23 protein-coding genes are annotated in these 23,936 nt (G+C 75.0%); 11 read left to right on the top strand and 12 right to left on the bottom strand.

What is annotated here, in order from left to right:
- Nucleotides 1-16 precede the first annotated feature (16 nt).
- The 4 genes from KRAD_RS13135 to yczE form a co-directional block, all read right to left on the bottom strand.
- Nucleotides 17-346, bottom strand: a complete 330-nt coding sequence (locus tag KRAD_RS13135) for a winged helix-turn-helix domain-containing protein (protein WP_012086107.1) — start codon at nucleotides 344-346, stop codon at nucleotides 17-19.
- Complete coding sequence (locus KRAD_RS13130; RefSeq protein ID WP_012086105.1) at nucleotides 343-759, bottom strand: hypothetical protein; 417 nt, start codon at nucleotides 757-759, stop codon at nucleotides 343-345. The genes KRAD_RS13135 and KRAD_RS13130 overlap by 4 nt, the downstream gene beginning before the upstream one ends.
- Nucleotides 760-820: 61 nt before the next feature.
- Complete coding sequence (locus KRAD_RS13125; RefSeq protein WP_012086103.1) at nucleotides 821-1,102, bottom strand: YciI family protein; 282 nt, start codon at nucleotides 1,100-1,102, stop codon at nucleotides 821-823.
- Nucleotides 1,084-1,725 carry a membrane protein YczE gene (yczE, locus tag KRAD_RS13120; RefSeq protein WP_012086102.1) on the bottom strand — a complete coding sequence of 214 codons (642 nt, stop codon included), beginning with the start codon at nucleotides 1,723-1,725 and terminating at the stop codon, nucleotides 1,084-1,086. The genes KRAD_RS13125 and yczE overlap by 19 nt, the downstream gene beginning before the upstream one ends.
- Before the next feature lie 61 nt (nucleotides 1,726-1,786).
- Here yczE and yczR point away from each other — a divergent pair, with 61 nt between their 5' ends.
- On the top strand, nucleotides 1,787-3,205 hold the full coding sequence (gene yczR / locus KRAD_RS13115; RefSeq protein WP_012086101.1) for a MocR-like transcription factor YczR: 1,419 nt from the start codon (nucleotides 1,787-1,789) through the stop codon (nucleotides 3,203-3,205).
- 4 nt (nucleotides 3,206-3,209) lie between these two features.
- On the opposite strand, the gene KRAD_RS13110 is transcribed toward yczR, so the two are convergent.
- From KRAD_RS13110 to KRAD_RS13095, 4 genes are read right to left on the bottom strand one after another with little or no spacing between them, the layout of a single operon-like run.
- Complete coding sequence (locus KRAD_RS13110; RefSeq protein WP_157873885.1) at nucleotides 3,210-4,121, bottom strand: carbohydrate ABC transporter permease; 912 nt, start codon at nucleotides 4,119-4,121, stop codon at nucleotides 3,210-3,212.
- Nucleotides 4,122-4,132: 11 nt separating this feature from the next.
- On the bottom strand, nucleotides 4,133-5,053 hold the full coding sequence (locus KRAD_RS13105; RefSeq protein ID WP_012086099.1) for a carbohydrate ABC transporter permease: 921 nt from the start codon (nucleotides 5,051-5,053) through the stop codon (nucleotides 4,133-4,135).
- Entirely contained in the window at nucleotides 5,050-6,375 is a 1,326-nt protein-coding gene (locus KRAD_RS13100) for an ABC transporter substrate-binding protein (RefSeq protein WP_012086098.1), read from the bottom strand. The genes KRAD_RS13105 and KRAD_RS13100 overlap by 4 nt, the downstream gene beginning before the upstream one ends.
- A gap of 44 nt (nucleotides 6,376-6,419) precedes the next feature.
- On the bottom strand, nucleotides 6,420-8,378 hold the full coding sequence (locus tag KRAD_RS13095) for a glycoside hydrolase family 127 protein (protein WP_012086097.1): 1,959 nt from the start codon (nucleotides 8,376-8,378) through the stop codon (nucleotides 6,420-6,422).
- 126 nt (nucleotides 8,379-8,504) lie between these two features.
- Between KRAD_RS13095 and KRAD_RS13090 the strand changes: the two genes are divergently transcribed.
- The 6 genes from KRAD_RS13090 (at nucleotide 8,505) to KRAD_RS13065 (ending at nucleotide 14,145) form a co-directional block, all read left to right on the top strand.
- A complete protein-coding gene (locus KRAD_RS13090) occupies nucleotides 8,505-9,506 on the top strand; it encodes a LacI family DNA-binding transcriptional regulator (RefSeq protein WP_012086096.1) in 1,002 nt (333 codons plus the stop codon).
- Nucleotides 9,507-9,626: 120 nt separating this feature from the next.
- The gene (locus tag KRAD_RS13085; protein ID WP_012086095.1) at nucleotides 9,627-10,433 is read left to right on the top strand and encodes a transporter substrate-binding domain-containing protein; all 807 of its coding nucleotides are present in this window, start codon (nucleotides 9,627-9,629) and stop codon (nucleotides 10,431-10,433) included.
- 32 nt (nucleotides 10,434-10,465) lie between these two features.
- Nucleotides 10,466-11,134 carry an amino acid ABC transporter permease gene (locus KRAD_RS13080; protein WP_012086093.1) on the top strand — a complete coding sequence of 223 codons (669 nt, stop codon included), beginning with the start codon at nucleotides 10,466-10,468 and terminating at the stop codon, nucleotides 11,132-11,134.
- Nucleotides 11,131-11,946, top strand: a complete 816-nt coding sequence (locus tag KRAD_RS13075) for an amino acid ABC transporter ATP-binding protein (protein WP_012086092.1) — start codon at nucleotides 11,131-11,133, stop codon at nucleotides 11,944-11,946. Before KRAD_RS13080 ends, KRAD_RS13075 begins: the two co-directional genes overlap by 4 nt.
- Nucleotides 11,947-11,979: 33 nt before the next feature.
- Nucleotides 11,980-12,897: an acetamidase/formamidase family protein gene (locus tag KRAD_RS13070; protein WP_012086091.1), complete on the top strand. Its 918-nt coding sequence runs from the start codon at nucleotides 11,980-11,982 to the stop codon at nucleotides 12,895-12,897.
- A 21-nt stretch (nucleotides 12,898-12,918) separates the two neighbouring features.
- Nucleotides 12,919-14,145, top strand: a complete 1,227-nt coding sequence (locus KRAD_RS13065) for a DNA polymerase domain-containing protein (protein WP_012086090.1) — start codon at nucleotides 12,919-12,921, stop codon at nucleotides 14,143-14,145.
- 10 nt (nucleotides 14,146-14,155) lie between these two features.
- Here the strand turns inward: KRAD_RS13065 and KRAD_RS13060 are convergent, their stop codons facing one another.
- Entirely contained in the window at nucleotides 14,156-15,163 is a 1,008-nt protein-coding gene (locus KRAD_RS13060; protein ID WP_012086089.1) for a LacI family DNA-binding transcriptional regulator, read from the bottom strand.
- A 109-nt stretch (nucleotides 15,164-15,272) separates the two neighbouring features.
- On the opposite strand from KRAD_RS13060, the gene KRAD_RS13055 reads away from it, so the two are divergent.
- Both KRAD_RS13055 and KRAD_RS13050 read left to right on the top strand, forming a co-directional pair.
- Nucleotides 15,273-16,331, top strand: coding sequence for a Gfo/Idh/MocA family oxidoreductase (locus tag KRAD_RS13055; RefSeq protein ID WP_012086088.1), 1,059 nt, complete (start codon nucleotides 15,273-15,275; stop codon nucleotides 16,329-16,331).
- Nucleotides 16,328-17,122, top strand: a complete 795-nt coding sequence (locus KRAD_RS13050; RefSeq protein WP_012086087.1) for a TIM barrel protein — start codon at nucleotides 16,328-16,330, stop codon at nucleotides 17,120-17,122. Before KRAD_RS13055 ends, KRAD_RS13050 begins: the two co-directional genes overlap by 4 nt.
- Here the strand turns inward: KRAD_RS13050 and KRAD_RS24390 are convergent.
- The 3 genes from KRAD_RS24390 to KRAD_RS13035 all read right to left on the bottom strand — a co-directional run bounded on the left by KRAD_RS24390 (nucleotide 17,106) and on the right by KRAD_RS13035 (nucleotide 21,614).
- A complete protein-coding gene (locus tag KRAD_RS24390; RefSeq protein ID WP_012086086.1) occupies nucleotides 17,106-18,434 on the bottom strand; it encodes a sensor domain-containing phosphodiesterase in 1,329 nt (442 codons plus the stop codon). The two genes, KRAD_RS13050 and KRAD_RS24390, sit on opposite strands and share 17 nt — an antisense overlap.
- A 152-nt stretch (nucleotides 18,435-18,586) precedes the next feature.
- Complete coding sequence (locus KRAD_RS13040) at nucleotides 18,587-20,161, bottom strand: GGDEF domain-containing protein (RefSeq protein WP_049821197.1); 1,575 nt, start codon at nucleotides 20,159-20,161, stop codon at nucleotides 18,587-18,589.
- 94 nt (nucleotides 20,162-20,255) lie between these two features.
- Nucleotides 20,256-21,614, bottom strand: coding sequence for a decaprenylphosphoryl-beta-D-ribose oxidase (locus KRAD_RS13035; protein ID WP_041293187.1), 1,359 nt, complete (start codon nucleotides 21,612-21,614; stop codon nucleotides 20,256-20,258).
- 153 nt (nucleotides 21,615-21,767) lie between these two features.
- On the opposite strand from KRAD_RS13035, the gene KRAD_RS13030 reads away from it, so the two are divergent.
- A complete protein-coding gene (locus KRAD_RS13030) occupies nucleotides 21,768-23,222 on the top strand; it encodes a GGDEF domain-containing protein (protein WP_041292082.1) in 1,455 nt (484 codons plus the stop codon).
- Nucleotides 23,223-23,274: 52 nt separating this feature from the next.
- Nucleotides 23,275-23,934 (top strand): deoxyribose-phosphate aldolase, encoded by a 660-nt coding sequence (gene deoC, locus KRAD_RS13025; protein ID WP_157873593.1) that lies wholly within the window; start codon nucleotides 23,275-23,277, stop codon nucleotides 23,932-23,934.
- Nucleotides 23,935-23,936: the final 2 nt, after the last annotated feature.

The raw sequence follows: 23,936 nt of genomic DNA, 5'->3' as shown, positions 1-23,936 counted from the left end.
CCCCGCCCCGGGACCCTCAGGGCACCTCGGTCGGCAGGTCGGCCGCCTGGGCCAGCGCCCCCGCCGCGATGCGCTGCAGCGCGGTCAGGTGCCCGGCCAGCCGGCGGCGGCCCTCGGCGGTCAGCGAGACCCAGGTGCGGGGGCGCTTGCCGACGAAGCCCTTGCGGACGGCGACGTGGCCGGTCTCCTCCAGGCCCGACAGGGTGCGGGAGAGGGCGGAGTCGGTGAGCTCCAGCCGGTCGCGGACGGTCTTGAAGTCGGCCTCGACGCACCCGGAGAGGAAGGCGACGACGGCGAGCTTCGTGGGGTGCTGGACCGCGGGGTCGAGCGCCGGTTCAGCGCTCACGCCCGGCCCAGCCGGGAGAACTGCAGCCAGGTGGTGACCCCGAGCCCGAGCCCCGCCAGCAGGAGCCCCGCTCCCCGGTCGAGGACGGCGAAGACGACCACCGCCGCGAGGACGACGAGCCCGTCGACGAGGTGGCGGCGGGGGTCCGGCGCGGGGCGGACCCGCAGGCCGCCGCGGGAGGCGACGAACCAGACCCCGGCCAGGAACCCGACGAGGAGGACGAGGCCGGGGACGAGCCACCCGGGCGACCCGGTCCACTCGGTGACGGCCAGCAGGGCGAGGCCGCCGGCGAGGCAGCCGGCGAGGGCCGGGGGCGCCCAGCGCGGCAGCGGCTCCGGCCGGGCCGCGGCGCGGGCGGCGGCGACCGCGCTCAGGGCGTCGTGGGCTTCACGGGTGCGTTCGGTCCCGGTCATGCCTCATGTCTACCGGACTACTTTCGCGGTTCGCAAGTACTTTCGACGACTGGTCCCCGTGTCAGAGACGGTCCTTGGCCCGCCCCAGCACCGGGGTCCACCCCACGACGGTCCGCGAGCCCACGACCCGCCCGTCGGTGACGAACGGGTCGGCGTCCACCACCGCCCCGACCTCGGCCGCGTCGGCGCCCTCGAAGACGAGGAAGGCCCCGTCGGCGTCGGTCGGGCCCGACACCACGAGGATGTCCCCGAGGGAGGCCAGCCACGCCCGGTGGGTCGGGCGCACCTCGTCCCGGGCGGCGGAGTCGGGGGTGTAGGCGTAGGTCACGACGAAGAAGGGCACGCCCGCGACGCTACCGGGGCGGGCACCGGGACCGCCGGACGCCGGGGCGCCAGCCGCGGCAGGAAGAACCCGACCAGCGGACCGACGCCGAGGGCGAAGGCGACCGTCCCGACCCCGACGTTCCCGCCGAGCACCCACCCCACGGCCAGCACCGACAGCTCCACCAGCGCCCGCGCGCTCCAGATCGGCAGGCCCACCCGGGCGTGCAGGCCGGTCATCAGCCCGTCGCGCGGGCCGGCGCCCAGACCGGCGCCCAGGTAGATCCCGCTGGCCACCGCCAGCAGCACCAGCCCGACCGCGAACAGCGGGACCCGCACGGCCAGCGCGTGCGGGGCGGGCACGAGGTCCACGACCGCCTCGATGACGGTCCCCACGACCAGCACGTTGAGGACCGTCCCCACCCCCGGCCGCTGGCGCAGCGGGATCCACAGCAGCAGCACGGCGAAGCCGATGACGACGGTGAGCCAGCCGACGCCCGCTCCGGTCAGCCGCGAGACCCCCTGCGCGAACACCGTCCAGGGCCCCACCCCCACCCCCGCGGTGATCATGAACCCCTCGGCGGCGCCGAAGAGGACCAGGCCGGCGAGCAGGCGGACGAGACGGGCGAGCAGTGGACTTCTCACACCCCCGATTGGACCGCGCCGAACCGGATCTGGACAGTGCCAATCGCGCTACGGTGGCCTGGTGGCCACCCTCTCCGCGACGAGCCTGACCCACCTCCTGGGCGAGTGGCGCGGCACGGGACCCGCGCTGCGCGCCCTGGCCGACCGGATCCGCCTGCTCCTCCTCGACGGCCGGATCACCTCCGGGACGCGCCTGCCCGCCGAGCGCGAGCTCGCCGCGGCGCTCGGGGTGAGCCGCACCACCGTGGCCGCGGCCTACGCCCGGCTGCGCGAGTCCGGGCACCTCACCAGCGTGCGCGGCTCCGGCAGCGTCGCCGCCCTGCCCGCGGCGAGCGTCCCGCGCCCGGCCGGGCCCCGGGCGCCGGTGGAGATCGACCTGACCCGGGCCGCGCTGCCCGGGGCGCCGGAGGTCCTCGACGCGGCGCGCCGCGCGGCCGCCGACCTCCCCGCCCACCTGCCCGGGGTGGGCTACGACCTCGTGGGCCTGCCCGCGCTGCGGTCGGCGATCGCCGACCGCTACACCGGGCGGGGGCTGCCCACGCGGCCCGAGGAGGTCCTGGTCACCCTGGGCGCCCAGCACGCCGTGGGCCTGCTCTGCCGCACCCTGACCGTCCCCGGGGACCGGGTGCTGGTGGAGTCCCCCGGGTACCCGCACGCCCTGGACGCCGTCCGCGGCGCGGGCGGGCGCCCCGTCGCCGTCCCGGTCGTCGCGGCGAGCGCCGCGCGCCCCGGCGGCTGGGACGCCGACGCCCTGGAGGAGGCGTTCTCCGCCGCCCGGCCCGCGGTGGCGTACCTGATGCCGGGGTTCCACAACCCGACCGGCGCGGTGATGCCCGCGGCCCAGCGCCGGCGCCTGGTCGAGCTCGCCCGCCGCCACGGCACCCGCCTCGTGGTGGACGAGACGACCAACGACCTCGGGATCGACGCCGCGACGCCCCCGCCCTTCCCCGCCGACGTCGTCCACGTCGGCTCCGCCGCCAAGACGATGTGGGGCGGGCTGCGCATCGGCTGGCTCCGGGCCGACGCCGCGACCGTCCGCCACCTCGCCGCCCACCGCTCCCCCTGGGAGCTGGGGACGCCCGTGCTGGACCAGCTCGTCGTGGCCGAGGTCCTGCCGCGGCTCGACGAGGTCCTGGTGGCGCGCCGCGCCGAGCTGCGCGCGCGCCGCGACGCGCTGCTGGACGAGCTCGCGGGCCGGCTGCCGGAGTGGGAGCTGCCCGTGGTGCCCGGCGGCCTGGCCCTCTGGGTCCACCTCGGGGCCGCCCTCAGCTCCCCGCTGGCGCTGGCCGCCCGCCGCCACGGCGTCCACGTCAGCGCCGGGCCGCGCTTCGGCGTGGACGGCGCCTTCGAGCGCTACCTGCGGCTGCCCTTCGGCGCCGACCCGGACACCCTGCGGGAGGCGGCGCGGCGCCTCGCCCGGGCGTGGGGCGAGGTCCGGTCCGAGGTGCCGCTCGCCCCGTCGTTCGAGGTGCTCGTGTGAGGGGTCAGCCCTTGACCGCGCCCGAGGCCAGGCCCGCCACGTAGAACCGCTGGAGCGCGACGTAGAGGATCACGCAGGGGATCATCGCGACCACCGCGCCGGCCACCAGGTAACCGAAGTTCACCGCGCCGTAGGCCCCGGCCTGGAGGTTCACCAGCGACAGCGGCAGCGTGTACTTGCGGTCGTCGGTGAGGAAGGTCAGCGCCCCCAGGAACTCCGTCCAGCTGGCCAGGAACGCGTACAGCGCGCTGGTCGCCATCCCCGGGATCAGCATCGGGCGCAGCACCGAGACCAGCGCCCGCATCGTGCCCGCGCCGTCGACGCGGGCGGAGTCCTCGATCTCGGCGGGGATCGTCTCGAACGCGTTGCGCATGACGAACACCCCGAACGGCAGGTTGACCGTGGAGTAGAACAGCACCAGCCCGAGGCGGGAGTCGGTGAGCCCCATCGCGTTCATCTGCAGGTAGAGCGGGGTGATGATGGCCTGGAACGGCACCATCATCGTCACCACGACCACCCCGAACAGGACGTTGCGCCCGCGGAAGCGGAAGCGCCCGAAGCCGTACCCGGCCAGGGTCGCCACGACCGCGGTGAGGACCGCGGTGCCGATCGCCACGACGAGGCTGTTGCCGACGGCGCGGACGATGTCGGCGTCGCCGGTGAACAGGGTGCGGAAGTTCTCCGTCGTGAACGCCGTCAGCTGCGACAGCGTCGGGGTGGTGGAGACGATCGCGTCGTTGCTCTGGAAGGAGCGCAGGACCGACCAGACCAGGGGCACGAGGAAGACCAGCGCCGCCAGCGTCCCGCCCAGCCAGTACAGCGTGAGCTTGGTGCGGCTCTCCGCCCGCCCGTCCGCCTCGCTGCGGTGGCGGTTCACCCGGAGCCCGTCGGTGGGCGCGGTCGTCGGCTTCGTCATCGTGGCCATGGTCACTCCTTCTCGCGCAGCAGCCGGAACTGGGCCGCGGTCACCAGGCCGATGACCACCACCAGGACGATCGACAGCGCCGAGGCCGCGCCGAGCTGCAGCTGGACGAAACCGCGCTGGTAGACGTACATGACGACGGTCTGGGTGTCGGTGCCGGGACCGCCGCGGGTGAGGACGTAGAACTGGGTGAAGGCGAGCAGCGAGCCGATGACGGAGATGACCAGGCTCATCGCGATGGTCTTCCGCAGCATCGGCAGCGTGATGCTGCGCTCGCGCTGCCACCAGCCCGCGCCGTCCATCTCCGCCGACTCGTAGACGTCGCGCGGGATGCCCTGCATGCCGCCCATGAGCAGGACCATCGTCAGGCCCGACACGGCCCAGACGATCATCACGCAGATGAGGCCGGTGGCCAGCGGCCCGTCGGCCAGCCAGGCGGTGGTGCCGTCGGTGATCCCCAGCGCCCGCAGGACGATGTTGACCGCCCCCGAGCTCGGTTGCGCCTCCAGCACCACGATGAAGCTGAGCGTGGTCAGGCCGATGACGTAGGGCAGGAAGAAGATCGTCCGGAACACCGTCGCGAAGCGGCGGTTGCTGCGGACCACCACGGCCAGCACGTACCCGAGGACGAGGATCGGCAGGGTGACGATCGCGGTGTAGAGGACCGTGTAGCCCACGGACTTCCAGAACACCGGGTCGCTCGCCACGGCGGCGTAGTTGCCGAGCCCGATGAACTCGTAGGAGCCGATGAGCGGCCAGTTCGTCAGCGACATGTAGACCGCGAACGCCAGGGGCACCAGGACGAACACGGCCACGAAGACCAGGGCCGGCAGGGTCAGCAGGAACCCCGTGCGGGCGGGGTGGGTGAGGGACTCCGGACGGTGGTTCAGCTCGGGTGCGGAGCCCGTTCTCGTGAGTGTGGTCACAGTTGCGCCTGTTCCAGGATGCGGTCGAAGTCCTTCTGGCCCTGGGTCAGGGCTCCGTCGAGGTCGCCGTCGAAGACGGCGCGGCGGAACGCGGCGATCCACGGGGAGTCCTGCTGGTTGAACAGCAGGTTGTAGGCGAGCGTCGTGGGGGCGTAGGCCCCCTCGATCCCGTCCAGCGGGGCGACGGCCAGCGGGTACTTCTCGCGGTACTCCGGGGTCGCCGCGTCGGATCGGACCGGGATGTACCCGCCCGCGGGCAGGTTCTGCTGCTGGGGCAGGTCGAGGGCGAACCGGGCGAACCGCCACGCCCCCGACGCGTTCGGGGCCCCGCGCGGGATGCAGAGGTTGTCCCCGCCCGCGAAGGTCGCCCGGCCGCCGTCGGGGCCGGGCAGCAGCACGACCCCGGTCTTGGCCTGCATCTCCTCCGAGGCGTTGAGCACCGCGACGGAGAAGTTCGAGGGGAACATCCCGACGGTGCCGTCGCGGAAGTCCGCGCCCCAGCGCGCGCCGTCCCCGGAGAAGTTCGCCTGCGGCAGGAGCTTCTCCGCCCACATCGTCCGGTAGAACTCGAAGGTGCGCCGGACGGCGTCGTTGTCGGCCATCGACCCCCGCTGCTCCCCCACCTCGCCGACGACGTTGGGGGCGTCGGCGGCCCAGATGTGCGGCTGCACGACGAACCCGAGGATGCCGGCGGCGTTGCCGTCGATCGACCACCCGTACGTCCCGTCGCCGAGGGCGCCGATCGCCCGGGCGGCCTCGAGCATCCCGGGCAGGTCCCGGGTGTGCTCGACCGGGTCGAGCCCGGCCCGCTCGAACAGCTCGGTGTTGTAGAACAGCGCCGAGTTGTCGGCGATGTAGGGGACGCCGTAGTTCCGTCCGTCGCGGGTGGCCAGCCCGAGCTGACCGGGGTTGAGCCGGTCGGCGAAGTCGAGCTGCTCCACCAGCGGCGTGAGGTCGGTGAAGGAGTCGCGGTAGATGAACAGCATCGAGTTGATGTCGTCGATGTCGACGATGTCCGGCACGTTCCCGCCGCGGATGGCCGTGGCGAGCTTGGTGACGTACTGCCCGTCCAGGACGGGGGTGACCTCGACGGTCACCTCGTCCTGGGAGGCGTTGAACGCGTCGACGACCTGCCGGACGCCCACGACCGTCGCCGCCCGGCACCACAACCGGACGGTCCCGGTCGCGTCCTCCCCGAAACCGGCCGCGGTGACGTCGGCCTCGGGGAGGGTGGACGAGCACCCCGACAGCGCGGGGGTCAGCGCCGTGGCCAGGGCGGCGAGTCCGCCCAGGCCCAGCACGTTCCTGCGGTGAAGCTCCATCGCCACTCCTCCAGGGTTCTTCCGGGCTCTCCGCCGGGGTTCCGTCAGGCCCGGGGGAGCCAGATCCGCATGGCCCCCAGGTCCCGGTTCGCCCACGCGTAGTAGGGGACGGCGGGGACGACGGTGGTCTCCTCGGCGGCCTCGGGGGCGGGGTCGTCCCCGGCGGGGCGGTACAGCGGGCCGGTGGCGGCCGCGAGCGCGGCGTGGACCGGCAGCTGGAGCACGGTCACCCCGCCGAGCAGGTCGGGACGGTGCTCGGCCCGCGCCCCGCGCAGCTCCGCGACCCGGACCCGCACGTCGTCGGCGGGCAGGCCGGCGGGCAGGTCGGTCTGCTCGACCGCGTAGACCAGGGGGCCGCGCTCGACGACGACGCAGCCGCGGACGGCGTCGACGCGCGGGTCGGCCTCGACGACGCGGACGGTCATCGGCAGGACGAGTTCCACCACGTCGCCGACGGCGAAGTCGCGCCGGACCCGCAGGTACTCCCCCGGGGTGACCGCGACGGCCTCGCCGTCCACCGTCGCGGTGGCGCCCTGCGCCCAGGCCGGGACGCGCAGGGCGAGCTCGAACTCGCCCGGGGTCGCGGTGACCTCGACGCGGACGGTCCCGTCCCAGGGGTAGTCGGTGGTCACCGACAGCGCCGCCCCGGCGGCCTCGATCGTGCCGGTCGTGAACTGGTGGACCTGCACGCCCGCCACCCCGTCGGTCGCCGAGCTGGTGGCGACGTAGGCGTCGAGGCTGGAGAGGGTCCGCATGATGTTGGGCGGGCAGCAGGCGCAGTCGAACCAGGGCCGGCGGCCGTGGGCGACGCTGCGCTCCTCCTCGGCGAACGCGCCGTGGCGCAGCTGGAGGGCGTTGACGTAGAAGTACTCGGTGCCGGCCAGGGAGACCCCGGGCAGGAACGCGTTGTAGAGGGTGCGCTCGACGAGGTCGGCGTAGCGGGCCTCGCCGGTGGCGAGCAGCATCCGCCAGGTCCACTGGACGCTGCCGATGGCCGCGCAGGTCTCGGCGTAGGCGCGCTCGGGGCCGAGCTCGTAGTGGTCGCCGAACTGCTCCCAGTCCCAGCGGGCGCCGATGCCGCCGGTGACGTAGGTCTTGGAGGCGAGCATCCCCTCCCACTGCCGCGTCAGGGCGGCCAGCAGGTCGCCGTCGGCGGTCTCGGCGGCGACGTCGGCGGCCCCGGCGGTGAGGTAGACCGCGCGCACGGAGTGGCCCTCGGGGGAGGTCTGCTCGCGGACGGGGACGCGGTCGGAGAAGTAGGTGGGCTCCTTGCCGTGCAGGCGCTCGATGATCCCGGTGCCGCGGGCGTCGACGAACCAGCGGGCGAGGTCGAGGTAGGCCTGCGTCCCGGTCTCGCGGTAGAGCTCCACCAGGCCCATCTCGACGACGGGGTGCCCGTCGACCTCCTCGACCTTCCCCGGGCCGAAGGTGGCGACGAGGTGGTCGGCGAGCTTCACGGCGACGTCGAGCAGGCCGGTCTCGCCGGTGCTGCGGTGGACGGCGACGGCGGCCTGGAAGAGGTGCCCGGCGCAGTAGTGCTCGTGGCTCCAGGGCAGGTCGACGTAGCGCTCGCCCTTCCCGCGGACCTGCTGGACGGAGTCGAGGTAGCCGTCCTCGGCCTGCGCGGCCGCGACGACGGCGGTGACCTCGCGGATCCAGCCGAGGACCTCCTCGTCGGCCTCGCGGCCGTACTCCCAGCCGGCGGCCTCGAGCCACTTGTAGACGTCGGAGTCCATGAAGATCGGGCCCTTGGCCTCGCCCTGCTCCGTCCCCGCGGCGATGCGGAGGTTGCGCAGGTTGCCGGAGGTCTCGAGCTTCTCGTAGCCGGTGCGGATGGCCTGGCGCCGGTTGGCCTCCTGCCGCTCGAACCAGAACCCGCCGCGGATGCGGGAGGCGCCGAGGGGGACGGGGTGCAGCGCGACGGCCGCCGCGGCGGTGGGGGCGGCGGGGGCGTTGGCGGTGGTGGCGACGGTCAGGTCGGGCCCAGCGGTCGTGCTGGTCATCAGCTCTCCATCGAGTCGGCGGCCGGAAAGTCCGGAACACGTTTTCTGCGACGACGGTAGAGCGGCCCCCCGCCCCCGTCAAGCAGCGGTAGTCTGCTGCGACCCACAGGGATCGGAGGCACCGACATGACGGAAAGCGTTGTTCCGGCGCGGATCGTCGACGTCGCCGCGCTGGCCGGGGTCTCCGCGGGCACCGCGTCCAAGGCGCTCAACGGCACCGGCCAGCTGCGGGCCGAGACCCGCGAGCGGGTGCGCCGGGCGGCCGAGCAGCTCGGCTTCACCCCCGACCCCATCGGGCGCGGGCTCTCCTCCGGGCGCAGCTACACCGTGGGGCTCATCACCACCGACAGCTTCGGCCGGTTCTCCATCCCCATCCTCCTCGGCGCCGAGAACGCGCTGGGGGCGGGCGAGATGAGCGTCCTGCTCTGCGACAGCCGCGACGACCCGCTGCGCGAGCAGCACTACCTGCGCACCCTGCTCGCCCGCCGCGTCGACGGGATCATCGTCACCGGCCGGCGCACCGAGTCCCGCCCGCCCATCGCCATCCCCGACCACGTCCCCGTCGTCCACGCCTTCACCCCCTCCCAGGACCCCGCCGACACCTCGCTGACCATCGACCAGGCCGGCGGGGCGACCGCCGCCGTCGCCCACGTCCTCGACCTCGGCCGCCGCCGGGTCGCCCACGTCACCGGCCCCGAGGACCACCACGCCGCCCAGGTGCGCCGCGCCGCCGCCGAGGCCGCCGCCGGCGACGCGCTGGTCGGCCCGAGCCTGCACGGGGACTGGAGCGAGCGCTGGGGCCGGCTCGCCGCGGACCTGCTGCTGCGCCGCCACCCCGACCTCGACGCCGTGACCTGCGGCAGCGACCAGATCGCCCGCGGGATCTGCGACGGCCTGCGCGACGCCGGGCGCCGGGTCCCCGAGGACGTCGCCGTCGTCGGCTTCGACGACTGGGACGTCATCGCCCTGGCCTCCCGCCCCCCGCTGACCACGGTGAACCTGGGCCTGGAGGCGCTGGGCCGGCGCGCGGGGGAGCTGCTGCTGGGCGCCGTCGCCGGTCACCCCTCCCCCGGCACGACGACGATGCCCACCCGGCTGGTGGTGCGGCAGTCCAGCGTCCCCGCCTGAGCCGCCGCCCGAGCACGGCTGGTCCGTGCGGGGGGGCGCCCGGGAATGCCCTGCCCTAGGTTGTCGCTGCAAGGACGGGCGCCCACGGTGGGCGCCCACCCACGGGAGGACACCCCACTCATGCGTCGCAGGACCCTCGGCACCCTCAGCGCCCTCGCCCTCACCGGCCTCCTGGCCGCCTGCGGCGGTGGCGACACCAGCACCAGCGGCAGCGGGAGCTCCTCCGGCTCCTCGCAGGAGGCGCTGACGTTCGGCACCGAGGGCACCTACGCCCCCTTCAGCTACCACGACGAGAAGACCAACGACCTCGTCGGCTACGACATCGACGTCGCCAAGGCCGTGGGCGAGCAGCTCGGCCGCGACGTGGAGTTCTCCGAGAACAACTGGGACTCCCTCTTCGCCGGGATGGAGGCCAAGCGCTACGACGGCATCGCCAACCAGGTGTCCATCACCGCCGAGCGCGAGGCCAAGTACGTCTTCTCCGCCCCGTACACCGTCTCCACCGGCGTCGTCGTGACCCGCGCCGACGACACCTCGGTGACCTCGCTGGCCGACATCGCGGGCAAGACCTCCGCGCAGTCCACGACGAGCAACTGGGCCCAGACCGCGACGGAGGCGGGCGCGAAGGTCGAGGCCGTCGAGGGGCTCACCCAGGCGATGACCCTGCTCAAGCAGGGCCGCGTCGACGTGACGGTCAACGACCAGCTCGCCGTGCTGGACTACCTCAAGACCTCCGGCGACACCGGCGTCAAGATCGCCGCCGAGACCGACGACCGGACCGAGCAGGGCTTCGTCTTCCGCAAGGACGAGGCCGAGACTGCCCAGCAGGTCAGCGACGCGCTGGCGAAGCTGAAGGCCGACGGCACGCTGGCCGAGATCTCGCAGAAGTGGTTCGGCCAGGACGTCTCGGGCCCGGCCGCCGGCTGACCTGACGAGCACGCGGACGAGGGAGGCGGCACGTGGACCAGAGCACCCTGGACCTGGTGAGGGACTCCCTCGTCCCGCTCGCGACGGGACTCGTGCGGGGCACCATCCCGCTGACGATCGCCAGCTTCGCGATCGGGATGGTCATCGCCCTGGTCGTCGCCCTCATGCGGCTCTCCAGCGTCCTCGTCCTGCAGGGGATCGCCCGGTTCTACGTCTCGGTCATCCGCGGGACGCCGCTGCTGGTGCAGCTCTTCCTCATCTACTACGCGCTGCCCGAGTTCGGGGCGACGTGGGACCCGTTCCCCAGCGCGGTCGTCGCCTTCAGCCTCAACGTCGGCGGCTACGCCTCGGAGGTCGTCCGCGCCGCGATCCTCTCGGTCCCCCGGGGCCAGACCGAGGCCGCGCTGACCATCGGCATGAACTACCCGACGACGATGCGGCGCATCGTGCTGCCGCAGGCGGCCCGGGTCGCGGTGCCGCCGCTGTCGAACACCCTCATCTCCCTGGTCAAGGACACCTCGCTGGCGTCGAGCATCCAGGTGGTCGAACTGCTGCGCAAGGCCTCCGAGATCGCGGCCCCCACCTACGAGTTCTTCGCCCTCTACAGCCTGGCCGCGGTCTACTACTGGATCGTCTGCCTGGTCCTGTCCTTCGGCCAGACCCGCGTGGAGACGCGCCTGAACCGCCACGTGGCCCGGTGAACGGCCCGGTGGACGGCCTGAGGAAGGGCGAGGTGAACCCCGACGTGAGCGAACCGCTGCTGGAGGTCCGCGGGCTGCGGAAGTCCTTCGGCGACCACCAGGTCCTGCGCGGGATCGACGCCACCGCCGCGCCGGGGTCGGTGACCGTCCTCATCGGCCCCTCCGGTTCCGGCAAGACGACGGTGCTGCGCTCGCTCAACGCCCTGGAGGTCCCCGACGCGGGCACCGTCCGCATCGGGGACGTGAGCGTGGAGTTCTCCCCCGCCCTGCGCGGGCGGGCGCTGCAGCGGGCCACGACCCGGCTGCGCGCCCAGAGCGGCATGGTCTTCCAGAGCCACAACCTCTTCCCCCACCTCAGCGTCCTGCAGAACGTCATCGAGGGGCCGGTCCTCGTCCAGGGCCGCCCGCGCGAGCAGGCCCGCGCCGAGGGTCTCGCCCTGCTGGAACGGGTGGGGCTGGCGGAGAAGGCCGAGCAGCACCCGTACCAGTTGTCCGGGGGCCAGCAGCAGCGCGTCGGCATCGCCCGCGCCCTGGCCATCCGCCCCCAGATCGTGCTCTTCGACGAGCCGACCTCCGCGCTGGACCCCGAGCTCGTGGGCGAGGTGCTGGCGGTGATGAAGGACCTCGCCGCCGAGGGCTGGACGATGGTCGTGGTGACCCACGAGATGCGCTTCGCCCGCCAGGTCGCCGACCGGGTGCTGTTCCTCGACGGCGGCGTCATCGTCGAGCAGGGGCCGCCCGCGGCGGTGCTGGAGGACCCCCGCGAGGAGCGGACCCGCCGGTTCCTGCAGCGGCTCATCGACCCGATCTGACCCCGGGCCGGCGCGGGGGTGCAGGATCGGGGCGTGAACCAGGTCCTGCGCCCCGACCCCGAGTCCGTCACCGACGTCTTCGACCCCGCCCGCCCGCCCGTGCTGACGGTCGAACCCGGCGAGCGCTTCGTCGTGGAGGCCCTCGACGCACGCGGCTTCCTGGAACGCCCCGCGCACCCCGGCGCCGCGGCGCCGCGGCGGTTCCCGGTCTCGCGCGGGCACTGCCTGGCCGGGCCGGTCGCGGTGCGCGGGGCGGGACCCGGCGACGTCCTCGCCGTCACCCTGCACTCGGTGCGGACCTCCGGCTGGGGCTGGACGAGCGCGGGGTTCCCCTCCCCGCTGAACTCCCGCCTGGGCGCCACGACGCCCGTCGAGCTGCTGTGGGACATCGACGACGAGGCGGGCACCGCCACGAACCAGCTCGGGTTCACCGTGGACACCGCCCCGTTCCTCGGGGTCGTCGGCACCACCCCCGCCGCACCCGGCGAGCACCCCACCACCCCGCCGCGGACCGGGCACGGCGGCAACGTCGACTGCCGGTCCCTGGTCGCGGGCAGCACCCTGTACCTGCCCGTCCACGTGCCGGGTGCGCTGCTGTGCCTGGGCGACGGGCACGCCGCGCAGGGCGACGGCGAGGTCTGCGGCACCGCGGTCGAGTGCGGCACCACCAGCGAGCTCACCGTCGCCGTCGTCGACGCCCCCGCGCTGCCCTCGGTGCACGCCGTCACCCCCACCGAGCGGATCACCTTCGGCTTCGACGCGGACCTGAACACCGCGACGGACACCGCGCTGGGCGACCTGGTGACCTGGGTCGCCGCCGAGCACGGCCTCGACCGCTCCACCGCGCTGGCCCTGCTGAGCACCTGCGCGGACCTGCGCGTCACCCAGGTCGCCAACGAGACCTGGGGCGTGCACGCCGCGCTGCGCCACGACGCGCTGCGGCGGGTCTGAAGCGGCCCTAGTCTCGGCTGCGTGGCGTCCCCGCAGACCGTCCTGGAGCTCGCCGGCCGCGAGGTCGTGGTCACGAACCCGGACAAGGTCGTGTTCGCCCGCAGCGGGACCACGAAGCTGGACCTCGTCCGCTACTACCTGAGCGTCGCCGACGGCGTCCTGCGCGGGGTCCGCGGCCGGCCGATGGTGCTGAAGCGGTTCGTCAAGGGCATCGAGGCCGAGGCGGTGTTCCAGAAGCGGGCCCCGGAGAAGCGCCCGGACTGGATCGAGGTCGCGGAACTGCGCTACGCGCGGGGGACGTCGGCGGCCGAGACGGTGGTGCGGGACGAGGCCTCGCTGGCCTGGGTGCTCAACCTCAACTGCGTCGACCTCAACCCCCACCCGGTGCTGGCCGAGGACCTCGAGCACCCGGTGGAGCTGCGCATCGACCTCGACCCGCAGCCCGGCGTGGACTGGCACCAGATCGTCGACGTCGCGTTCGTCGCCCGCGAGGTCCTCGCCGACCACGGCCTGACCGCGTGGCCGAAGACGTCGGGGTCGCGGGGGTTCCACGTCTACGCCCCGATCGACCCGGTGTGGTCCTACCCGGAGGTCCGGCTGGCGGCCGAGACGGTCGCGCGCGAGGTCGAGGACCGGGCCCGGGGCCTGGCCACGAGCCGGTGGTGGAAGGAGGAACGCGGCGAGGGCGTGTTCGTCGACTTCAACCAGAACGCCAAGGACCGCACCGTCGCCTCCGCCTACTCGGTGCGCGCGACCCCCGACGCCCGGGTCTCGACCCCGCTGACGTGGGACGAGGTGCGCGACGTCCGGCCCGAGGACCACACCCTCCTCACCGTCCCGCGGCGCTGGGCGGAGCTCGGCGGCGACCCGTGGGCGGGGATGGACGGGACGGGCGGTTCGCTGGAGGCCCTGCTGGCCCTGGCCGAGCGGATGGGCCCCGCGGAGAAGGCCCCGAAGGGCACCGGGTCGCGGACGGTGACGATGCCGCTGATCGAGGTCGCCCGGGCCCGGACGAAGCCGGAGGTCCTCGCCGGTCTGGAGTCGTGGAAGGCGAAGCACCCCGACGTCGTCCCGCTGCTCACCGAGTCCGACGTCCTGGTGGACGGGATGCGCGGCAGCAGCTCCCTCTGGTACCGGGTGCGGGTGAACCTCCGGCACGTCCCCGAGGCGCAGCGGCCGCCGCAGGCGGCGCTGGAGGTCGACTTCGACCCCTGGGCGAGGTACCGCGGGAACCGGCCCACCGGCTGAACCGGCCCCCTCAGCCGCTCCCCCGCGCCCGGCCGGTCGTGGTGCCGCGCACGACCAGGCGCGGCGCCACGACCACCTCGGGACGGTCGGTGTCCCCCTCGACGCGGGCGACGGCCTCCGCGACGGCGTGCCGGGCCAGGGCGGCGGGGTCCTGGGCCACGGTCGTGAGCGACACCGTGGACAGCGCCGCGACGGTGCTGTCGTCGAACCCGACGAGGGACACGTCGGCGGGCACCGCGGTCCCCCGGGCCCGCAGGGCGTGCAGGAGACCGGCGGCGCACTCGTCGTTGAAGGCGAGGACCGCCTCCGGCGGGGGGCCCGCCAGCAGGGCCGCGGCGGCGGCCTCGCCCGCGGCGCCGTCCCCGCCCCCGGCGACGAGCTCCGGGCGCAGACCCGCCTCCCGCACCGCGCGGCGGTACCCGGCCCGCCGTTCGGCGGCCCCCGGGGCGCGGCCGCCGTGGACGTGGACGACGCGCCGGTGGCCGAGGGCGAGGAGGTGCTCCACGGCCAGGCGGGCCCCGGCGTCGTCGTCGGTGCGCACCACCCCGGCGTCCACCCGCGGCAGCGCCCGCGCGACCACGACGACCGGCACCCGGGCGCCGAGCTCCTGCAGCGCCGCGCGCCCGGACCCGGGACCGAGGAGGACCAGCGCCTCGACCCGCTGGTCGAGCAGGGCCCGCACCGCGGCCGGCTCGGGGCGGGTCCGGCTGCGCGGTTCGAGGGTGAGCCGCCACGGGGTGCCGGCCACCGCGGCGTAGAGGGCGTCGAGGAGCTCGCCGTGGAAGGGTTCGTGCAGGCCGTGCACGACGCCCAGCCGGCGGCTGCGGCCGGACCCGAGCAGCCGGGCCCGTTCGTCGGGGTGGTAGTCGAGCTCCGCGGCGGCGCGCAGCACCCGCTCGCGGTTGGTCGCGCTGGCCCCGGGAACCCCGCGCAGGACGATGGAGACCAGGGCGCGGGACACCCCGGCCCGGGCGGCGACGTCCGCCATCGTCACCGGCTGGGCACGTTCGGGCGTCACCGCAGCACCCTAACGACCGCGACCGCTTGACGGGGCCCGGCGGAGCGGACACCCTGGAGCGATCCACCCCTAGAGCGCTCTAGGGGGTTTCGGGAGAGGACCAGGATCGATGAGCACGCCCCCCGTCGACGGCGACGCGAGCACCACCGGGATCGGCCTGGTCGGCGCCGGCCGCATCGGCACCTCGCACGCCCGGCTGCTGGCCATCCGCGTCCCCGGCGCACGGCTCGTCGCCGTGGCCGACCCCCGCCCCGGCGCCGCGGCCGCCCTGGCCGGCCCGCTCGGGGCGGTCGGCGTGGAGAGCCCGGCCGAGCTGCTGGCCCGCGACGACGTGGACGCCGTGGTCGTCACGGCCAGCACCGAGGCCCACGCCGACCTCGTCGAGGCGGCGGCCCGGGCGGGCAAGGCGGTGTTCTGCGAGAAGCCCGCCGGGCTCTCGCTGGCCGAGCTCGACCGCGGGATCGCCGCCACCGAGGCCGCGGGCGTCGCGTTCCAGGTCGGGTTCAACCGGCGCTTCGCCCCCGAGTTCGCCGCCGCCCGCGCCGCCGTCGACGCCGGGCGCATCGGGCGCCCGCAGCTGCTGCGCTCGCTCACCCGCGACCCCGGGCTGCCGAACCCGGCGGCCGTGCCGGCCTGGGCGGTGTTCGTGCTGACCCTCATCCACGACTTCGACACGATCCTCTGGCTCCACCCGGGCGCCGAACCCGTCTCGGTCTACGCCGTCGCCGACGCCCTCGTCGCCCCGGAGTTCAAGGAGGCCGGGCTGCTGGACACCGCGGTCGTGACGATCCGCTTCGACGACGGCGCCATCGCGGTGGCCGAGGCGAACTTCTCCGCCGGCTACGGCTACGACGTGCGCGGGGAGGTCTTCGGGTCCGCGGGCACGCTGCGGATCGGGGAGGAACCCCGGACCGCGCTGCAGCTCTTCGACGCCGACGGCCGTCACAGCGCGACCCCCCGCTCGGACGTGGAACTCTTCGGCGACGCCTACGCCGGGGAACTCACCGAGTTCGTCGCCGCGGTGCGCGAGGGGCGGCGTCCCGCCGTCACCGGGCACGATGCCCGGCGCGCCCTCTCGATCGCGTTGTCCTGCATAGCCTCCGTGCGCACCGGGGGTCCGGTGGACCCGGCGCTCGTCGCGGGGACCGTCGACGCGAGGATCCGGTGAGCGGCTTCCTCCTGGCGGTCTGCGCCGAGATGGTGTTCCGGGAGCTCCCGTTCGCCGAGCGGGTCCGCACGCTGCACGAGGCGGGTTTCGCGGTGGAGCTGTGGGACTGGACGACGAAGGACCTGCCGGAACTCGCCGCGACCGGCGCCCGGTTCACCTCCATGACCGGCTACGTCGACGGTGAGCTCGTCGACCCCGACGGCGCGGAGCGGTTGCTCGCGAGCGCCGAGCGCTCCATCGCGGCGGCCGACCTCCTCAGCGGCGCCGGGCGGCCCAACCTCAACCTGCACGGGACGGGGCTGGACGGGCGGGGGTTGCCGGTCCGGCCCGTCACGGCGGTGACGGGGGCGATGTGGATCGCCGCCGAGCGCACGCTGCGCCGCGTCGCGGAACTCGGCGCCCGCCACGGCGTGGTGTTCACGCTGGAGAACCTCAACGTCGCCGTCGACCACCCGGGGACGCCGTTCGCCTCCGCGGCCGACACCCGCGCGCTCGTCGCGGCGGTGGCCAGCCCGCACCTGCGGATGAACCTGGACCTGTACCACGCCCAGATCGGGGAGGGGAACCTCGTCGACCTGCTGCGCGGGTGCGTGGACCTGCTCGGCGAGGTGCAGGTCGCCGACGTCCCGGGGCGCTGCGAACCGGGGACCGGGGAGGTGAACTACCCCGTCGTGGCCGCGGCGCTGCACGCGACGGGGTACCGGGGGACGGTGGGCCTGGAGGCCTTCGCCTCCGGCGGCAGCCGGGAGGCCGTCGAGGCGTTCCGGCGGGCGTTCACCGTGGCCGGCTGAACCCGCCGCGCCCCGGCGCGGGACCGAACAGGTCCTGCGGGTCGCGCGGGGCGGAGAACAGGTACCCCTGGGCGACCCGGACCCCGAGGCGGGTGAGGGCGCGGACCTGGTCGGGGTGCTCGATGCCCTCGGCGACGACGTCGCACCCCAGGCGCAGGGCCAGCTCCACCAGGGTCCCCGCGAGGAGGTCGTCGCGCTCGGAGCGGTTCAGGCCCTCGACGAAGCAGCGGTCCAGCTTCACGACGTCGGGCTGGAAGCGCTGCAGGTAGCTGAAGCTGGCGTAGCCGGTGCCGAAGTCGTCCAGCGCCAGGGTCACCCCCAGGGCCCGGATGCGCTGCAGGGCGATGTCGACCTCGGTGCAGCTCGCGGCCAGGGACGTCTCGGTGAGCTCCAGGACCAGCGCGGAGGCGGGCAGCCCGCTGAGCACCAGCGCCTCGACGACGACGTCGACGACGTCGGGCTCGCTCAGCTGACGGGCGGAGACGTTGACCGCGACCCCCAGGTCCGCGGCCGGCCCCACCTCCCGGCGCCAGCGCGCGGCCTGCGCGCAGGCCCGCTCCAGCACCGTCCGGCCCAGCGGCACGACGAGCCCGCTGGCCTCGGCCAGCGGCAGGAACGCCGCCGGGGGCAGCAGACCCCGCTCCGGGTGCGCCCAGCGCACCAGGGCCTCCACCCCCAGCCAGCGCCGCGAGGCCAGGTCCACGACGGGCTGGTAGTGCAGGACGAGCTCGTCGGCGTCGATGCCGGCGCGCAGCCGGTGGCTCTCGGCGAGCAGGTCGCGGGTCCCCAGTCCGGCGGTGGCGTCCAGGCGGCGCAGCTCCAGCAGCTCGGCCAGGGTGGCCGCGAGGTCGACGAGCACGGCGACGGCGGCGGCGTCGTGCTCGCGGGGGCGGTGGTCCAGGACGCACAGCGCCCCCAGGGGGAGCCCGTCGCGGCCGACGACCGGCGCGCCGACGTAGGAGCGCAGGTCCTCGCTCCCGACGACGAAGGCGTTGTCGGCGAACCGGGGGTCCAGCCGGGTGTCGGGCACCACCAGGGGTGCCTCGGTGGCGACCACGTGGGCGCAGAAGGAGACGTCGAGCGACGTCCCCCGGGACGGGTGGCCGAGGAACTCCTCCAGCCCGGCCGAGGACTTGAACCACTGCCGGTGCTCGTCGACGAGGCCGAGGACGGCCGCCGGGGCCCCCAGGGCCCGGGCGGCGGCGGCGGTGATCGCGTCCAGGGCCGGGTCGGGACGGGTGTCGAGGACGCGGTAGCTGCGCAGCGAGGCGAGCCGTTCCTTCTCGCGCGGGTGCCGCGGTGCACCTGGCATGCCTGGCCCCTCTCGTCCTGGGCCGCGGCCGCGGCGCCGAGTGAGCCGCCGAAGCCACGACGGGGGACAAGGATCGCCCCCGCGGGGGGTTTCGTCGCGGTGAACGTCGCGCGGCCCTCAGCACCCCGCCCCACCGGCGCGGGCGGGGGCGGTCAGCCGGGGCCGGGCCCGGCCACGACGCGGTCGCGGCCGGCGGCCTTCGCCGCGTACAGGCGCTCGTCGGCCCGCGCCAGCAGGGAGGTCTTGTCGTCCCCGGGCCGCAGCGTGGCCACCCCCGCGCTCACGGTGACCCCGCGGCCGGGGGTGGTGGCGGACCAGTCGTGGGCCCGCACCCGCGCGCGCACCCCCTCGGCGAGCCGGACGGCCTGCTGCGCGTCGTCGGTGACGAGGGCGACGAGGAACTCCTCCCCGCCCAGCCGGGCCGCGAAGGACTGCGCCGCGTGGCCCGCGGCCTCCTCCAGGACCGCCGCGACCGCCCGCAGCACCGCGTCCCCCACCTCGTGGGAGTACCCGTCGTTGACGGACTTGAAGTGGTCGAGGTCGAGCAGCACCGCGCTCAGGTGGCGGTCCCCGGCCCGGAACTCGTCGACCAGCAGCGGCAGCCGCTCGTCGACGAACAGGCGGTTGCGCAGTCCCGTCAGCGGGTCCCGGCGCGCCTCCTCGCGGTAGCGCGCGGCCTCCCGGCGGGCGACGTCGGTCTCGAACACCGCCTGCCGGGCGCGGGCCTGGGCCTCCCGCTGCTCCGAGAGCAGCTCCTTGTCCGCGGCGTGGAACGCCTTGTGCGCCTCGAAGGCGGAGCGGTAGTCCCCGAGGGCGGCGAAGACCTCGGCCTGCTCGGCCAGGACCTGGGTGCGGATGTCGGCGAAGCCCTCGCTCCCGGTGCAGGCCCGGGCCTCCTCCAGCGCCGCCGAGGCGCCCGCGGGGTCGCCCAGGGTCCGCAGGGCGGCGGCGAGGGTCAGCAGGTAGAACGGCAGGTCGTCGGCGTTCTTGGAGTCCATCTGCGCGTTGGTCTCCACCGCGGCCCGGGCGGCGGCCTCCGCGGCCCGGGCGTCCCCGCGCAGCAGGTGCACGCGCGAGACGGTGTCGAGGGCGTTGGCGTTGAGGGGGCGGTCGTAGCGCCGGCTCAGCTCCTCGAGGAGGTCGACCTCGCGCTGCGCGGCCTCGGCGTCCCCGAGCTCCAGCTCGCTGAAGGCGCGGTTGTTCACGACCATGAGGTGCAGCTGCGCGTCGCCGACGGCCAGCTCCTCGGCCCGCCGGTACCAGGAGCGGGAGTCCTCCGGGGCGCCGAGCTCGTCCAGCAGGTCCGCGACCTTGAGCAGCACCCGGGTGCGCAGCCGCCGCGGCACGTCGTCGTCGTCGGAGGCCGCGGCCGCGTCCAGCGCGTGCTCGAGGGCGGTCGGGCGGTCCCCGATGTCGGTGAAGACCCGCGAGAGGATCCAGGAGCACTGGACGGCGAGCTCGCGGGGCAGGTCCGGGCGCTGCCGGCGGACCTGCGCGACGAGCGCCGCGGCGGCCGCGGTGTCGCCGTCGCGCTGGACGGCCTCGGCCTCCCACACCCGGGCCCGGGCCAGCGCGTCGTCGTCGCCGAGGGCGCGGGCCCGCTCCCGGAGCAGGCGGGCCTCCGACGCCGCCCGCGCGGGGTCGGAGCCGACGAGGTCCTCCAGCTCCCCCAGCCGGCGGCGCAGCGCCTCCCGGGCGGGTGCGGTCGCGGGCTCGTGCGCCGGCACCTCCGGCACCTCCCTCACCCGCCCGCTCCCCACCCGTGGACCACCCGGTCCGTCCCCTCGGGGCGGGGCCGGCTCCCCGGCCCCGCCACCGCGTTCAGTCCGTGACCAGCTGGAGGCGACGCGCCTGGTCGGAGACGAACTTCCGCTCCGGGTCGACCTCGTCGCGCACCTTCCGCCAGGCCGGCAGCTCCGGGTACATCCGGGCGAAGCGGTCGGCGGTGGTGCGGGAGTCCTTGGCCAGGTAGAGCCGGCCGCCGGCGTCGAGGACCATCTCGTCGAGCAGGTCGCAGAGCTGGTCCAGCCCCTTCTTGATCGGCAGGTCCACCGCGAGCGTCCACCCCCGGGTGGGGAAGGACAGCGGGGCGTCGTTGGCGTCGCCGAAGCGCTTGAGGACGTTCAGCGCGGAGATGTGCCCGGACTCCACGATGGCCTCCATGCTCGCCTTCAGCAGGTCGGTCCGGTCCAGGGGCACGACGAACTGGTACTGCAGGAAGCCGTCGGGACCGTAGGCCCGGTTCCAGTCCGCGAACAGGTCGAGCAGGTGGTAGAACTGCGTGATGTTCTGCACCACACCGGACTTGGTCTTCGACTTCCGGTAGTAGAACTCGTTGAGCGCCTTGGCCGACAGCCGGTTCAGCATCCCCGAGGGGAAGAGGTCGGGGAAGCTCGCCAGCTGGGGCGCGTCGAACTTCAGCGGGTCCTTGCGCAGCTCCGGCGGCAGGTCGGACAGCTTCGCCGAGGACCCGCGCAGCAGGAAGCCGCGCCCCATGTGCTCGCCCTTGGTCACCGAGTCGAACCACGTCTTGGAGTACGTGTAGTTCTCGTCGTTCTTCTGCAGCCGCTCGAGCATGTCGTCGAAGTCGGGCGTCTGCTCGACGTCGGCGAGGAAGTACGACGTCTCGACCCGGTCGAGGCGGATCTTGGCGCGCAGCACGATGCCGGTCAGGCCCATGCCGCCGGTGGTGGCGAGGAACAGCTCGCGGTCGGGGCCGTGCGGGGTGATCGTCCGCACCTGCCCGTCGGCGGTCAGCAGGTCCAGCGACAGCACGTGGCGGGTGAAGGTGCCCTGGGTGTGGTGGTTGCCGCCGTGGATGTCGGCGCCGATGGCACCGCCCACGGTCACCTGGCGCGTCCCCGGCAGGACCGGGACCCACAGCCCGTGCGGCACGACCGCCCGCAGCAGCTTGTCCAGGGAGCACCCGGCGTCGACGTCGGCGACGGCCGCGTCCACGTCGATGTCGTGGATGCGGTCCAGACCGGTCATGTCGACCACGAGGCCGCCGGCGTTCTGGGCCGGGTCGCCGTAGGAGCGGCCGAGGCCGCGGGCGATGACCCCGCGCGGGCCGGCGGTGCGCACGGCCTCGGCGATGACGTCGAGGTCCGCGGTGCGCAGTACCGTCGCCGTCGTCGGGGCGGTACGGCCCCACCCGGTGAGGCGCCGCGTCGTGCGCACGGCCCCGTCGGCGTCGGGGACGGGACGGTGCTTCGAACTCTGCAGACCCGGGATGCTCACCACGGACGGGAGCCTAACCGTCACCACCGACAGCCACCCACCGTCATCCGGACGGCCGCTCCGGCGGGGCGCCCGTTGCGCCGATGGAGGGACGTGCACCGCTCCCGACCGACCCCGAGCCTGGTGGTCGTCGCCGCCGTGGGCGGTCTCCTGGCGGTCGCGCTCGCCTGCCTGCCCACCCCCGGGACGGACGCGAGCACGATCGCCTACCTCGTCCCCGTCGCCTCCTGCACGGCGGTGACGGCGCTCGCGGTCGTCCGCGTCCCCCGGGCCCACCGGGGGCCGTGGTGGTGGCTGCTGGCCTCGCAGGTGCTCTACCTCGCCGGGGAGGTCAGCTTCGCGCGGCTCGCGCTGCGCGGCGACGGGTCCTGGCCCACGTCCGCGGACCTCCTCTACCTCGCCGCCTACGTGCCCGTGACCGTGGGGGTGCTGCGCCTGGACCGGGGGCGCAGCACCGCGCGCCACCGCGGGAACCTGCTGGACGCGGCCGTCCTCTCCCTCAGCGCCGCGACCCTGTTCGGGGTCTTCGTCGTCCTGCCCACCGCCTCCGACGGGTCCCAGCCGCTGCCGGCGCGGGTCGTGAGCTCGGTCTACCCCGTGTGCGACGTGCTGCTCGTCTTCCTCGTGGCCCGCCTCGTCACCGGCCCCGGCAGCCGGCCGCCGGCCTTCTGGCTGCTGGTGGCCGGCAGCACGTGCACGATCGTGGCCGACGTCGCCTGGAACCTGCAGCAGCTGACCACCGGGGGCACCACCGCCCCGCGCTGGGTGGACGTGCTGTGGCTGCTCTACTACGTCAGCCTCGCCGTGGCCGCCGCCTCCGCCCGCCGCCCCTGGCCCCGGGTCGAGACCGGCGAGGACGCCGGCGGGCTCAGCGCGCCGCGGCTGGTGGTGCTGGCCGTCGCGGCGGTGCTGCCCTCGGCCGTGCTCGTCGTCATGTCGCTGCTGCACCGCGAGACCCCCGTGGCCTGGCTGGCCGCGGGCTCGCTGGCCCTGGTGGCGCTGGTGGTGGCCCGCGTCTGGGACCTCCTGCAGCAGCTGCGCCGCCAGTCGCAGCGCCTGGAGGCGATGGCCCGCACCGACCCCCTGACCGGCCTGGCCAACCGCCGCACCCTGGACCACCACCTCGCGCGGGTCTGCCGGCCCGGGACGCCCGGCGAGGTCGTCCTCGCCCTGCTCGACCTCGACCACTTCAAGGCCTACAACGACTCCCGCGGCCACCAGGCCGGCGACGACCTGCTGAGGGCCGCGAGCGCCGCGTGGACCGCCCACCTCGGCCCCCGGGGCCTGCTCGCGCGCTGGGGCGGGGAGGAGTTCGTCGCCGTCGTCGTCGACGAGTCCGTCGAGCGCGCCACGGCGCTGCTGGACGAGCTGCGCGCCCTGGTGCCCGAGGGGCAGACCTGCTCCGTCGGCGTCAGCCGCTGGGACCGGGCCGAGCCGCCGGCCGAGGCGCTGCGCCGCGCCGACGCGTTCCTCTACGCGGCCAAGGCCGCGGGACGGGACCGCCTCGCGGGGCCCCGCCCGGCCCGCACCGCCGACCCGGCCCGCTGAGCGCGGATCGCGGCTGCCGCCGCGGCGGCGTCAGGTGGCAGACTCGGCGCCCGTGACCGCACGCACCCGTTCCGACGTCGCCCGCCTGGTCGACCACACCCTCCTCAAGCCCGAGGCCACGGCCGCCGACGTCGCCGCCCTGGTGGCCGAGGCCCGCGAGCTCGGCGTCCTCGCCGTCTGCGTCTCGCCCAACGCGCTGCCGGTCGACGGCACCGGCCTCGTCGTCGCCACCGTCTGCGGGTTCCCCTCCGGCAAGCACACCAGCGCCGTGAAGGCCGCCGAGGCCGCGGGGGCCGTGCGGGCCGGGGCCGACGAGGTCGACATGGTCATCGACGTGGGCGCGGCGCTCGCCGGCGCGTACGACGCCGTCCGCGACGACATCGCCGCCGTGCGCGCGGCCGTGCCGTCCCCCGGGGTGCTCAAGGTGATCGTCGAGTCCGCGGCGCTGCCCGACGAGGCGCTCGTCGCCGTCTGCCGGGCGGCCGAGGCCGCCGGCGCCGACTTCGTCAAGACCTCGACGGGGTTCCACGCCAGCGGCGGGGCGAGCGTCCACGCGGTCGAGGTCATGCACGCCACCGTCGGGGGCCGGCTGGGGATCAAGGCCAGCGGCGGGATCCGCAGCACCGAGGCCGCCCTCGCCCTGCTGGACGCCGGGGCGACCCGGCTGGGGCTGTCGGGGTCGGCCGCCGTGCTGGCCGGGCTGCCGGAGTGAGC

Origin of the sequence: Kineococcus radiotolerans SRS30216 = ATCC BAA-149, from assembly GCF_000017305.1 — a bacterium.
Classification (GTDB): domain Bacteria; phylum Actinomycetota; class Actinomycetes; order Actinomycetales; family Kineococcaceae; genus Kineococcus; species Kineococcus radiotolerans.
Note: the sequence above shows the minus strand (reverse complement) of the source record. Positions and strands in the feature narration are given on the sequence as shown.

Coding starts and splice junctions, on each gene's coding strand:
- KRAD_RS13090 (WP_012086096.1), top strand. CDS start 8,505: ATGACGGAAAGCGTTGTTCCGGCGCGGATCGTCGACGTCGCCGCGCTG.
- KRAD_RS13100 (WP_012086098.1), bottom strand. CDS start 6,375: ATGGAGCTTCACCGCAGGAACGTGCTGGGCCTGGGCGGACTCGCCGCC.
- KRAD_RS24390 (WP_012086086.1), bottom strand. CDS start 18,434: ATGCCAGGTGCACCGCGGCACCCGCGCGAGAAGGAACGGCTCGCCTCG.
- KRAD_RS13095 (WP_012086097.1), bottom strand. CDS start 8,378: ATGACCAGCACGACCGCTGGGCCCGACCTGACCGTCGCCACCACCGCC.
- KRAD_RS13130 (WP_012086105.1), bottom strand. CDS start 759: ATGACCGGGACCGAACGCACCCGTGAAGCCCACGACGCCCTGAGCGCG.
- KRAD_RS13085 (WP_012086095.1), top strand. CDS start 9,627: ATGCGTCGCAGGACCCTCGGCACCCTCAGCGCCCTCGCCCTCACCGGC.
- KRAD_RS13110 (WP_157873885.1), bottom strand. CDS start 4,121: ATGACGAAGCCGACGACCGCGCCCACCGACGGGCTCCGGGTGAACCGC.
- KRAD_RS13055 (WP_012086088.1), top strand. CDS start 15,273: ATGAGCACGCCCCCCGTCGACGGCGACGCGAGCACCACCGGGATCGGC.